The organism is Lysinibacillus sp. NPDC048646, assembly GCF_050272295.1.
Lineage (GTDB): Bacteria > Bacillota > Bacilli > Bacillales_A > Planococcaceae > Lysinibacillus.
On the sequence record NZ_JBNNLZ010000005.1, the window covers coordinates 39,349 to 52,668 of the forward strand.

A 13,320-nucleotide genomic window follows, 5' to 3' on the forward strand; every position below is an offset into this window, starting at 1 on the left:
ACTACAAGCTTGCCTTAAAAGTTAACTGAAAATACATAACCACAGGAATCATTGTCATTACACATAAAAAGAGCCGACCTCATATAGAAGTGGGCTCTACTTATGCCGAGGATACTTATTCACTACATGTAATGCACGGATAATCTCTCTGTTAACCAGCTCGATATTTTCAGGAGTATTCATTGTTTTAAATGCTTCATCGCGCGCGTCCATAGATGTAACATACTTACTAGGTAACGCATTTAAAGCAATTGCAACTGTGTCAAACTCACAGATTTCACATTTACAAAATGTTTGATATTCCGGTCCTCGTAAAAGAAAACTTACTAAGCCACGTACAATTTCCTCTGTAACATTTACTAAAATAGGTTCTGACATATACAACTTTCGCCTCATTTATAATTAATTGTTACATTGTCCTCAACATATCTTAGCATTAAATAAGTGCTTTTTCAAGAATCGCTAATAGCATCTACATCAACAATAATTACTAATTTAAAGCGGTAGTATTCTCCTATATTTTATCAAACCCAATCTTTTTACTTGTATTTTTTTGTTTTAATTAGTCTTAAAGAGTTAAAAACAACTAGCAATGTCGCACCCATATCTGCAAAAATGGCAATCCATAATGTTAACCATCCTGGGATAACAAGTAATAAGGCGATTAATTTTAATGCCAATGCGAAAATTATATTTTCTTTAATAATGCGTAATGTTTTTCTACTTAAACCAATTGTATAAGGCAATTTCGTTAAATCATCACCCATTAAAGCAATATCTGCGGTTTCCAAAGCTGCATCTGTGCCCGCACCACCCATTGCGATACCTACATTGGCAGATGCTAAGGCTGGCGCATCATTCACTCCATCCCCTACCATAGCTACAGCTCCGTACTTCGTGCGTAATTCTTTAATTGCCATTAATTTTTCCGCCGGCAGTAAACCTGCCCTTACATCACTCATATTAAGGGAAGTAGCAATAGCTTCTGCTGTCATTTTAGCATCACCTGTTAACATCACGGTATGTTTCACTTTTAACGCCGTTAGGCTATGCAGAACACTTTTACTTTCCACACGTAATTGGTCAGCGATACCGATAATGCCGATTAATTGATCGTCGCTAACAGCTGCAACAACTGTTTTACCTTGTGCTTGCAATTGATTGGCTTGTTCTTTTGTCACTTCATCCACAGACGTTAAAGTGGCAATCCATTTCAAACTTCCGACAGAAACCTTTTTGCCTTCAATTGTTGCAAAAGCCCCTTTCCCCGTCACTGATTGGAAATCAGTCGGCACCAGCTCATCTAACCCCTTTTCATGTAAAGCAGTTAGAATTGCTTTTGCTAGCGGATGTTGCGATTGCTTTTCAACGGCCGCAACAAGTTGTAATACTGTATCCTTTGCCATGTCGCTCTGCGTAATTATGTCTGTTACTTCTGGTTTACCTTTTGTTAAGGTACCTGTTTTATCAAAGGCCACGGCTTCAATATGACCTAATTGTTCTAAATGAATGCCGCCCTTAATGAGCACACCATGTCTTGCTGCATTCCCGATAGCAGTCACGATGGCTACCGGAGTCGAGACAACAAGCGCACAAGGGCAGCCAACAACTAACACAGCTAAACCTTGATATATCCAATGCTGCCAATCGCCTATAAACAATGGTGGAATAACAGCAACAAGTACGGCAACCAGCATAATCGCAGGTGTGTAGTATTTAGCAAAGCGATCAACAAATTGCTGTGATGGTGCTTTCTCCGCCTGTGCTTCTTCTACCAAATGGATAATTTTAGCAATAGTTGTATCCTCCACACGCTTCGTAACACGGACCTCCAGTGCACCTTCCTCATTCAATGTTCCCGCAAATACCTCGTCATCTATTGTTTTATTAACAGGTATTGACTCCCCTGTAATAGTTGCTTGATTGACTGCCGATAGTCCACTTACTACAATCCCGTCCATGGCAATTTTTTGACCAGGTTTGACAATTAAAATATCACCAATTTCAATTTCTTCAGTCGGCACTTCCATTTCATGAAAATGCTTACCGTGAGCACGTTTAATAGTTGCTGTTGAAGGTGCAATATCCATAAGTTGCCGAATCGATTGGCGAGCTTTATCCATCGAATATGCCTCAAGTGCTTCACTCACTGCGAATAAAAAGACAACAACTGCCGCTTCTTCCCATTCACCAATAATTGCAGCACCTATTACGGCAATCGTCATCAGTGTTTTCATATCAAATTCGAAACGTGCTAGATTACGGAAACCTGTTTTAAATATTCCTACTCCACCTACTAAGATTGCTATGATAAACATGCCAATTGCCAGAGGATCTGTTTCACCACGTATTGTTACCAATACATAACCAAGTACCACGAATAACAAAGCAATCCCAGCTAAAATGTTTTCCATTTTTTTATAAAATGGTGTAGATGTTTCAATTGTGCTTTTTGGCGATTGCGATACTTTAATGCCATCAAATGCACCGGCCTCTTCAATTTGATCGACGTTTACGTCACCGATTACCATGATTTTGGAGGCCCCAAAATTAACTTGTGCTTCTTGTACCTCGGGAATAGCTTTCACATTTTTCTCAAATTTTGCTGCACAGCTGGCGCAGGATAAGTTTTGCAAACGGTATTCTTGCTTAGTTGGTGTCGCTGCCATCGTCAATCCCCTCTTTCGCATGTTCATAAGCAATCGTGACAATTTGGTATACGTGTTCATCGGCTAAAGAGTAGTACATTTGCTTTCCTTTTCGATACGATTTCGCTAGACTGTTATCTTTCAAGTAGCGTAAATGATGTGATGCTGTTGCTACAGATGAACCGATAATTGTGGCGACATCACAGACACATAATGCATCTTCTACCGTTAGGGCATAGGCAATTTTGAGTCTTGTTTCGTCAGATAAAGCCTTTAAAAATTTTGCTACACCTGATAAATCTGGCATTTGTTGCTGTACCTTCGTGACAGCCTCATCATTTACATGCGTTACTTCACATACTTCTTTCGGCATTTTCTCACCTCATTCAAATGTTCGTTTGATTGTTTTCAATATATCATAGTACTTCATCATATTCAAACAGACATTTGAATGTGTATGATTACGATCACGTATTATAGTTAAATTTATACGCTGACTCTCACAACAAAAAAACAGCGCACAAAATCGGACGCTGTTCAGACTGTAGAGTAAATAGTAAAAAAACATTGATTTCCGTTTCAGGCGCTCCCTTTCCGTAGGCACGGCTCCAACTAATTTTTGCGCACGTGCTGTTCCTGCAGGAGTGTCGCGCCTTCCACTCCAATCACCTACGTTTTCCATGCAGCTACAGACGTAAAAGGATTTGTATGAAGCACAATCGTCACGCTTGATTAGTCGAAAAGATTATTATTGCAATCTAATTGCTGTGGCAGCTGATGCTGCTTATAAAACACCTACGATGACGAATTTTTTATTAGAAAATCACAACTGCTACCTGTATTGCCATATACTCGCCGAAAAACAAAAGAAGGTTTTTTCTGCAAGCACGAATTCAGGAGAAATTTGAATTCAACTACCTTTAAAAACGACAAAATAGTGCACTGTCCGTCAATATTATTGTGCCTTTAATAATAACGTCTGCCCTTTAATATCATCTTTCTTGACAGAAGTTTCATGATAATTCCCATTAGCCCAATCCTCTACCTGGTCTTGATACCACTTCGATTTCACGTGGCCACTCTGTCCAGGACCGACAATATGGTAAGCTGAGCTCAAATCACCTACGTCTGCTACAAATCGCCAGGAAGCTCCATGATCTACATTGCCATCCATATCATCGTCAGCTGCCTGTACAGTTACTTTCGAACCGCCAATAGGTACCTTTTTAGCATTAAAGTATGCGGCTAATATCGGTGATGCACTTCCTAGTGTATGATCAAATGTAAGTTGATGGAAATCCCCCCATTGCCACTTCGAAACATTCGTTCCAAAACGATTCTCAATTAGTGCTATCGATCGTTCTAATGCTTCATATACTATTGCATCCACACCACCCTGTTCTTCTATCCAAGTACTTTTCTCACCCGCATATGCTTGTCGTAACAGTTGATCCGTTATATTGTATTTACCAGCCATTAGATTATACATATCTAGCGGCATTTCATCTTTAAAAAGAACTTCCTGCAATTGTTCCATTAGCGTATGGAAGACAAGTGGTGCGCTTGATTCTTTTGCATCCACCATATCCCAATTCACTAGTTGCGTAATGACTTCTGCATACTTTCCATCCTTATCTTGTGCTTTCAACGAAGTTAGTAAATCTGGTAAAAACTCACGTGCATATAAATTATGCTGATCCATTTGCAAATTCATCATGTCTTCTATTGTTAGCGAATCATTAGCTTCTAACACTTCTTTAATACGCTCATAGCGATACGGCTGTGCCCAGAAATCCGTTAGATGATAAGGATATTCCTCGCCAATAACTTCGTTATTCGCAGTCGCAATAAATCCTTCCTTTGGATTTACTACTGTCGGTAGTTCATCCCATGGGATAAAGCCTTCCCAGCCATAGTCACTTGAATCACCAGGCACTGGTAACTGTCCTTCTCCCTGCTTGCGTATCGGAATTTCACCGTTTGCTTTATAGGCGATTGTGCCGTCCTTGGATGCAAAGACAAAGTTTTGTGCTGGCGCTTTAAAGTCTTCTAATGCCTTTTCAAAGTCATCCCATGAATTTGCTTTATTAAAGCCAATTATTGCTCGCAGTTCTGCTGTAGATTGTAGCGCTGTCCACTGCATCGAAAACTGTGCTGATGGTTCAGTATCTTTAAACGCTAAATCGGTCATAATTGGTCCGTGTCGTGTTACGACAACATCAAAATCCACTGTTTTTCCATCCTTCACCTTGATAGATTCCTCACGTACCTCAGCCTGCTCCCACTCACCATCATATCTGAATTGTGTAGGATTATCCGGATTTGGAATTTCAATATACAAATCCTGTACATCTGGACCTACATTTGTTACCCCCCAAGCAATATCATCGTTATGACCTAGAATAATGCCAGGGATACCTGCAAATATGACACCGCTAACATTTTGTTCAGGTGACTGCAGATGCATTTGATACCAGATAGACGGCGTGCTTAAACCTAAATGTGGATCATCGGCTAAAATCGGAAAGCCTGACTTTGTTTTATCGCCTGAAACAACCCAGTTATTACTCCCATTAAATTCATTTGGCAATAAGTCTGTGTTAAATTGACCTGCTACCGCTACTGGATTTTCTATGTTTGCCTCAATAATGGATGATGCGTTGTCAGGATACTTTATAAATAATTCCTTTGCCTTCTCTTCATCGAAATTTTGTAAAGCCCAATGACGGAAAGCAAGCGTATTCCAATTACCCCCTAAATCGTACGCCATATATTTACCAATTGTTAGAGAATCTACAACAGACCATTCTTCCGGCTCGTAACCTAGTAATGCGAATTCATAGCTTAATGTATTATTTTCCTTTGCCTGCGTGATGAAAGCATTCACTCCTTCTGCAAACCATTCGAGCACCTGCTTACTTTCCGCATCATAAGCAGATAGTGATTTTTCTGCTGCATCACGTAAACTAAACGTAAGAAAATGTTTATCTGTATTAATTGTCGCCTCACCAATAACTTCCGATAATCGACCACTTGCCTGTCTACGTGCTAAATCCATTTGAAACAGTCTGTCCTGCGCCTGAACGTACCCTTGTGCACGATATAAATCTGCATCGGTCTCTGCTAATATATGGGGAACCCCCTTATCATCTCTCGTAACAGTTACATCCTGATCAAGCACACTTACTGCAAGATCCCCCTCAATAATGGGCTTTGATTTATTCATAAACCACGTAAAGCCTATAAAGACTACTAAAAGTACAATAGCTAAAAAAGCAACAACACCAACAAGCCACTTTTTCCATGCCTTTTTTTTCACAACTACAAACCCCCTTTAAGCAATATATTCTTTATCTAGCTTTTTCAAATCCTTTCCCACAAGATAAAAGCTAAAATTTTTAGCGAAGTTTATTGTTTTATCAGCGAAAAAACGCCTCTTTATAGACTACAAATAAGAAATCTATCAGAAAACCCTTTAAATATACGGAAAGATGTAAATTTCGTTGTGCACAAAATAATAGGATAAAAAACTTTTCTGTACGACAGAGGTATATAAAAAAATCGCACTTCCCTCCGGAAATACGATTTCTTCTTAGATATTAATGGTCAAGTTGTAATTCAATTGGACAATGATCACTACCCAAAATATGTGAATGAATTGTCGCAACGCTAATCTGCTCTTTCAATCGCTCCGATACAATAAAATAATCAATACGCCAACCAATATTCCGCTCACGTACTTTATTCATATAAGACCACCATGTGTAATGATCCGTCTCATTCGGATGCTTGTAGCGGAAAGAATCTATAAATCCACTTGCTAAAAGTTCGGTCATTTTAGCACGTTCTTCATATGTAAAACCTGAATTACCAATGTTTGATTTTACATTTTTTAAATCTATTTCCGTATGCGCGACGTTCAAATCCCCACAGTACACGATAGGTTTTTTCGCATCAAGTTCTTTTAAATACAGTGCTAAGCGGTTCTCCCACTCCAGGCGAATCGGTAATCTTGCTAAATCACGCTGGGCATTTGGTGTATAGACGTTCACTAAATAAAAATTGTCATATTCTAACGTTATTATTCGGCCCTCGTCCTGTGACTTATCCTCACCGACACCATATTGTACTGAAAGAGGTGTATGTTTTGTAAAAATAGCTGTACCTGAATAGCCCTTTTTCACCGCATAATTCCAATATTGCTCATAACCTTCTAGCGAAAGTTCAACTTGTCCCGCCTGACATTTTGATTCCTGAATACAAAAAAAGTCTGCATCTACCTCATTGAAAAAATCTAAAAAGCCTTTGCTTACGCAAGCTCGGATACCATTGACATTCCATGATATAAACTTCATAGTGATTCACCCCTAAAAAACGCCCCTCGCCATCAGCGAAGAGCGTCATCTGTAATTTTTTTACAAATCATCACCGACTATTTTCACTTCCGTTTCTAAGTCGATGCCAAACTTTTCTTTGACCACTCGTTGCACCATTTGGATGGTCGCAATGTAATCGGTAGACGTCGCATTTCCTTTATTAACAATAAAGCCTGCATGCTTGGTTGATACCTCTGCATCACCTACGCCTTTCCCTTGCAGGTCACTATCCTGAATAAGCTTGCCTGCAAAGTGTCCTGGAGGACGCTTAAAGACACTCCCAGCAGATGGGTATTCTAACGGCTGTTTAGACTCACGTTGGTACGTTAAATCTGCAATTTTCGCGGCAATTTCTTCCTGTATACCCTGCGTTAACTGAAATTCCGATGACAGCACATAATAACCCTTCTTGGCAATAATACTTTGGCGGTAGCCGAGTTCCAGCTCTTCTTTCGATAATTTCAAAATCTCCCCTTCTTTTGTTAAAACTTTAGAAGAAATAATAATATCCTTTATCTCACCACCATATGCCCCTGCATTCATCGCCATAGCTCCCCCAATGGAGCCTGGAATACCACATGCAAATTCAAAGCCTGTTAGGGATGCGGCTGCTGCAAGCTTCGACACATCCTTAATAAGTACCCCACTTTGTGCATATACATAATCACCGTTAATATGAATTTCATCTAAATGTGCAAATGTAACAACTATTCCTCGTAAGCCGCCATCACGCACGACCATATTGGAGCCATTACCGAGCATTAATAATGGAATATTATTTGTATGTGCATAGCGAATTACAGCTGCCGCTTCATCCTCCGTTTCAGGTAGAACAAAAACATCCGCCTTGCCACCTAATTTTGTCATTGTATATTGTTGTAACGATTCGTCTAACTTAATATTGGCTGGATTAATATTTTGCGCTAAATCCTTCGCCCATTGTTCTTTAGTCATGAGAGCTAATTCCTTTCTAACGTCCTTCTTACTCTACACTAGTATGGATTTAGAACCTCGATTTGACAAGTAAAATGAAGGGTATTTTTCCCGCATTAACGGGCAGTAAGATGTCTTTTTCAAAAATGCTTTATGCTATAAAAAAATTCACCGTCATTCCAACTGCTCGTAAATGCCCGATTAAAGGGACACTTCCTAAATTCACCACTTCCTGTGGTAACGTATGTGTGACCTACAGTGATGTCTATGTCACTTCACTGTTGGAAGTTTCATTTATAACCAGCCAGTTGCCCAAGCTTCAATATTACGAATAGCACCCTCTAAAGCTTGACCTTTATCCGTTAAAGAATATTCTACACGCACCGGCACCTCTGAATATACTTTTCGTCCAACGAGCCCTTCTTTTTCAAGCTCCTTTAAACGTTCTGATAGTAAACGACCACTTACAGGTAAGGCTGATTCAATTTCATTGAAGCGCTGTGGTCCGTCTAATAATTGATATAAGATTAGCCCTGTCCAGCGTTTCCCGATTAAATCCATTGCCTTAGCTAAACGAGGACATAAAGTTGTCTCATTCATATTTTTCACCTCTTATGTATTCTATTGTAACGATTTTTTAAGCAAAAGTAAATTTAAAGTAACTTATTTACTTGACGTAATTTGTTTACTATTTTATATTTAATTACAAAAAGTAACTTAAAATATGGAGGGTATTTATTATATGTCATTTAAAATTGATACAAAATTAGAGCTTGAGCATTTACACTTACTTGTACAGTCATTAGAGGAAATGACTGATTTTTATAAAACACTCGGTTTACAAATACTCAATAAAACGGCCACTCAAGTGGAATTTGCTATTCCTGGAACTACAAAGCCCATTTTAGTATTGTCATCTAATGAAGAAGTGACGATTCGTCCCCCACGTACCACAGGCTTATTCCATTTTGCCATTTTAGTACCCTCACGTGAAGATTTAGCATATGTGATTGGAAATTTATTAAATGTAGGCGTGCCAGTAACTGGTGCTGGTGATCATATCTATTCAGAAGCTTTTTACTTGAATGATCCGGAAGGTAACGGCATAGAAATTTACCGTGACCGCCCACGTTCTGAATGGATAAGTGATGGCAAGGGTGGACTTGTTACAGGAACCGAGGCAGTTGATATAGAAGGTGTGATGGCTCTCTATGACCGTCATCGTCCATGGACTGGTTTCCCAAAAGGAACTGTACTCGGTCATATACACCTAAATGTGCGCGTTATAAATGATGCAACAACTTACTTCTATATAGATGCACTCGGTTTAGATATTATGACTAACTTCCATGATAGCGCGCTATTCATTTCGGCTGGTGGTTATCATCACCATATTGCCGTAAATACATGGCAAGGAGTCGGGGCACCAGTGCCACCAGAACAAACAACAGGTTTACTTAGCTACACGCTTTCCCTTTCTTCACAAGAAGCATTACAAAAGCTTGTAGAAAATCTGCACACACATCAAATTCCACATGCATTAGAAAATGGACGCTTGCGTGTTTTAGATTTTAATAATGATGCCATGATTTTTTACGTACGTTAGTATTTATAATGATTACAAATATTCACAAAACCCACTATATTTTGTATCCTATTTTCCCTTTTTTCCTAAAAACTCATTGAACTAACAAATTATTTAATTTATCATTCGTGTAAGATGCTGTTATTAGGAGGAACTTCCAATGAAAAAGTATACGATTGATTATAGTCACTCAACAATCGGTTTTTCCGTAAGACATATGATGATATCACAAATTCATGGAACATTTGAATCTTATAATGCCGAACTTACCGTATTAGATATTGAAAAAATACAAGATGCCAAGGTATCATTCTCGATAATTGTTGCCAGTGTTTCGACCAAAAATTTTGATCGTGATGTTCATCTTGTATCACCTGATTTCTTTGATGCTGATGTTTATCCGAAAATTCACTTTGAATCTACATATATTGAAAAACTAGAAGATAAGAAATTTGCGATTCATGGATATTTAACAATTAAAAACATGACAAAACCCGTCATATTTACAACAATCTATACTGGAAGTGGCATGAACCCGTGGGCACAAGAAGTTTATGGATTTCAAGCAAAGTCAAAAATTGACCGTAGAGATTTTAACTTAGTGTATAATGCACTCCTCGAAACAGGTGGTGTATTAATCAGTGATGAAATTGATATAGTAGTAGATCTTGAAGTAAATCCAGTTTAACAGCTTGTGGCATCTTAGGTTGGAGGAATATTAATGTTTTGGGTGGATGGCTTTAATTTTGCAACGATTTTTATCTCGGTAATCTTTATCATTGTCTTTGGTACATTTGCATTTGTCATTATTAATAGTCTCATACAATGGTCTAAGAATAATGCAGCACCGGTTTTAACCGTGCCAGCTAAAATCGTAACGAAAAGTACAAATACAAGAGGCGGTAGCGGCAACTCAGGTGCTCATACATCTTACTATGTAACGTTTGAACAACAAAGTGGTGACCGTATAGAATTAAAGTTAAATGGACGCGAATATGGACAGTTGGCGGACGGCGACTTTGGTTTACTAACATTTCAAGGAACGCGTTTTCAAACATTTGAGCGACACAAAAAGGAGAGCAGCGATTGATATCGCGCTCTCCTTTTACATATTTATTTTATTAAATATTTTCCAAATCCAGCATCCTCTGTATCACCAAGATACTCTATCTTACTACCAGCTGGCATGACCTTTTGTGCATCCTTTGCAGAAAGGTAAATAACCTTTGTATTTGCTGGGAATGGTACGAATGACCAGTTGTTATCCGCTGCAGGATTAATTGTTTTATTTGCCATGATGTAGTCGATCACTGCTTGACGATTTTCATATGCATAGTTTGTTACATTGGAGCCGTCCGTATTTTTAAATGTCGCTCCGTAAGAGCCACCTACACGATAGTTGTTTGTAATGATGATGAACTCTTGGTTTACATCGATCGGTTTACCGTTGTATTGTACATCCTTAATACGATTCGCTTTTTCATCCACTAACTGACCGCGGCGATCGTATTTTGCAGGCGATGTCACATCAATTTGATATGTTAAACCGTCTAATACGTCAAAATTATAAGAACGTGCTTCTGCGTCAATAATATTTTGCTCTTCTGTTTTATTTGGATCAATTGTTGAGAAAATACCTGCAGCCATTTCTAACCATTCAATCGCTTGTGCACCCGTCACTTTAATAGTTGCAACAGTATTGTCGTAATGATAAATGTCTGCCATGTTTTTAATAGCAAGTGGGCCAACAGGAATGTTCGTGTAGTCGGCTGGATTATTTCGTGAACCTGCTTTGAAAGGTGCACCCGCAGAAAGGATTGGTGTATTTTCATCTGCCGTACCCTTTAATTGTTTTTCAATATACCATTTTTGAGCTTGTGTTACGATTTGAATGGAAGGATCATCTTGAACCATAGAGAAATAGCTGTGAATTGGTGCAGTTGTCTCACCAACAGCTTGGCGAATGTACGTTAATGTACCTTCGTGCGCTTCTTTAATAGCCTTTAACACTGTTTGAGATGGTTGTAACCCTTGTTGTTTGATGGAACGAAGTGCTCCCTGTCCATCTACTACCACCCATTCAGCGCCTTGTTGCTCTAATTTCAGGTCAATAACGCCAAGATGGCTACCATAGCTTCCTGCCATTACTGTAGGAACACCGTTAATCGTTCCTTTTTCTTGATCAACATTTTTAAGATCTTTATAATCACCAGGGAATGTTAGATGTGAGTGACCTGTTATTAAAGCATCGATGCCTTCAATAGCAGCAATTTGGTATCCTATATTTTCAGCCCCTGCTACATAGGTATCTCCACCAATACCTGAGTGTGAAAGTACAACAATCACATCTGCTCCTGCTTTTTGCATTTCTGGTACTACCTCTTTTATAGCTTCCACAGGTTCTTGCATCTCTACCTTACCTGCAAGATGGATGGCATCCCACTCAACAATTTTCGTAGGTACGATCCCTGTTACACCTACTTTAATTGTATGTTTTTTACCTGTGCTATCTAACACTTCTTTATCCATAATGACATAAGGTGTGTACATATGCTTTTTTGTTTTTGCGTCGTATGCATTGGCATTAACGACCGGATATTTCGCATCATTTAATACTTCATTTAAGAAATCTAATCCATAATTGAATTCGTGATTTCCTAAAGTTCCACCATCATATTTCAGTGCATTAAGCGCTGCAATAGCTGGATGAACCTCACCTGGTTTTAAGACATTTTCTAACGCTTTATATGAACCAAGTGGCGTTCCCTGAATTAAATCACCATTATCGAATAATAATGTATTCGGATTTTCTGCTCGCGCCTGCTCTATTAAAGCTGCCGTGTTTGCTAAACCAACGTCAGCGGATTCAGCATCTAAAAAATAGTTATAGTTGGCTAAATTTGTGTGAATATCAGTTGTACCTAAAATTTGAAGGTCAACTGTCGTTGCTTTTACAGGCACTTTGTATTCTGCTACAAAGCGTTCTACAATACTTTCCATTTGTTCCGTTGTCACATAGTCACGTGGACGAATTGTATTGTCTTCGAAACCCTGTAATATATTTGCTGCCACGGCATTTGCTAGATCTTGCTTATGTGTCTCAGCAATTTTATCTGCATCCATGAATTTATTTAACGCTGTCAACGGGGCATTTTCAGTGACTAATCCACGTGCAGATATGACAAATGCTTGTTGACGTGTTAATTTATCGTTTGGAGCAAAAGATGTAGTTGATTTCCCTTTGATAAGCTTCAGTTCTAATGCTTTTTCAACATAAGGCGCTAAGTCCTTAGGTACATCAGTAAAAGTAAGTGTAGCACCATCACCAAGCTCAACATTCAAGCTTTTTACTAATTCTTTCACATAGTCTCCACGTGTCACATCATTCGATGCAGCATTTGCAGATAGTCCTACAGGGAAGACTGTGAAGAGAATTAATAACATTGCTAAAAAATTAGTAAGTAATTTCTTATTCATGTAACGACCCCCTTATAAATCTAATATTTTCCTACATTTTCTATTATATTATACAAGCTTACGATTTAACTGAATATTTAGACCTAATTGTATGTACTTTTAAACGAATAGCACAACACTTTACTAATATATAATATATAATTATCATCTATGAACGATTCACAGTTATATGATGTTATATTATGTAAAACTCTATCAAATGCATAGCATCCATACGTCAGACCTTCATACCACTACCAGACTTCTACTTAACCAATAAAAAAAGTCCCCTCAAAATTGAGAGAACTTTTAATAAAAAAAT

General features: G+C 38.5%; 11 protein-coding genes. 3 read left to right on the forward strand and 8 right to left on the reverse strand.

The genetic code is table 11. The features are described from left to right. Positions 1–96: 96 nt before the first annotated feature. The 7 genes from ACQKII_RS07855 to ACQKII_RS07885 form a co-directional block, all read right to left on the reverse strand. The gene (locus ACQKII_RS07855; RefSeq protein WP_143997032.1) at positions 97–378 is read right to left on the reverse strand and encodes a late competence development ComFB family protein; all 282 of its coding nucleotides are present in this window, start codon (positions 376–378) and stop codon (positions 97–99) included. Positions 379–539: 161 nt separating this feature from the next. Then, positions 540–2,669, reverse strand: a complete 2,130-nt coding sequence (locus tag ACQKII_RS07860) for a heavy metal translocating P-type ATPase (protein ID WP_427458048.1) — start codon at positions 2,667–2,669, stop codon at positions 540–542. After that, the gene (locus ACQKII_RS07865) at positions 2,650–3,021 is read right to left on the reverse strand and encodes an ArsR/SmtB family transcription factor (protein ID WP_427458050.1); all 372 of its coding nucleotides are present in this window, start codon (positions 3,019–3,021) and stop codon (positions 2,650–2,652) included. The genes ACQKII_RS07860 and ACQKII_RS07865 overlap by 20 nt, the downstream gene beginning before the upstream one ends. Positions 3,022–3,603: 582 nt before the next feature. Beyond that, a complete protein-coding gene (locus ACQKII_RS07870) occupies positions 3,604–5,967 on the reverse strand; it encodes a penicillin acylase family protein (protein ID WP_427458052.1) in 2,364 nt (787 codons plus the stop codon). Between the two features lie 280 nt (positions 5,968–6,247). Further along, entirely contained in the window at positions 6,248–7,003 is a 756-nt protein-coding gene (locus tag ACQKII_RS07875; RefSeq protein WP_427458054.1) for an exodeoxyribonuclease III, read from the reverse strand. A gap of 60 nt (positions 7,004–7,063) precedes the next feature. Continuing rightward, on the reverse strand, positions 7,064–7,978 hold the full coding sequence (gene murB, locus ACQKII_RS07880; RefSeq protein WP_427458056.1) for a UDP-N-acetylmuramate dehydrogenase: 915 nt from the start codon (positions 7,976–7,978) through the stop codon (positions 7,064–7,066). A 273-nt stretch (positions 7,979–8,251) separates the two neighbouring features. Then, positions 8,252–8,557, reverse strand: coding sequence for a winged helix-turn-helix transcriptional regulator (locus ACQKII_RS07885; protein WP_427458058.1), 306 nt, complete (start codon positions 8,555–8,557; stop codon positions 8,252–8,254). 142 nt (positions 8,558–8,699) lie between these two features. Here ACQKII_RS07885 and ACQKII_RS07890 point away from each other — a divergent pair, with 142 nt between their 5' ends. The 3 genes from ACQKII_RS07890 (at position 8,700) to ACQKII_RS07900 (ending at position 10,632) form a co-directional block, all read left to right on the forward strand. Next, positions 8,700–9,563 (forward strand): VOC family protein, encoded by an 864-nt coding sequence (locus tag ACQKII_RS07890; RefSeq protein WP_427458060.1) that lies wholly within the window; start codon positions 8,700–8,702, stop codon positions 9,561–9,563. Between the two features lie 139 nt (positions 9,564–9,702). Next, on the forward strand, positions 9,703–10,230 hold the full coding sequence (locus ACQKII_RS07895) for a YceI family protein (RefSeq protein ID WP_427458062.1): 528 nt from the start codon (positions 9,703–9,705) through the stop codon (positions 10,228–10,230). A gap of 33 nt (positions 10,231–10,263) precedes the next feature. Beyond that, positions 10,264–10,632, forward strand: a complete 369-nt coding sequence (locus ACQKII_RS07900) for a DUF2500 domain-containing protein (RefSeq protein WP_427458064.1) — start codon at positions 10,264–10,266, stop codon at positions 10,630–10,632. A gap of 23 nt (positions 10,633–10,655) precedes the next feature. Here ACQKII_RS07900 and ACQKII_RS07905 read toward each other — a convergent pair whose 3' ends face one another. Next, the gene (locus ACQKII_RS07905; protein WP_427458065.1) at positions 10,656–13,019 is read right to left on the reverse strand and encodes a bifunctional 2',3'-cyclic-nucleotide 2'-phosphodiesterase/3'-nucleotidase; all 2,364 of its coding nucleotides are present in this window, start codon (positions 13,017–13,019) and stop codon (positions 10,656–10,658) included. Positions 13,020–13,320: the final 301 nt, after the last annotated feature.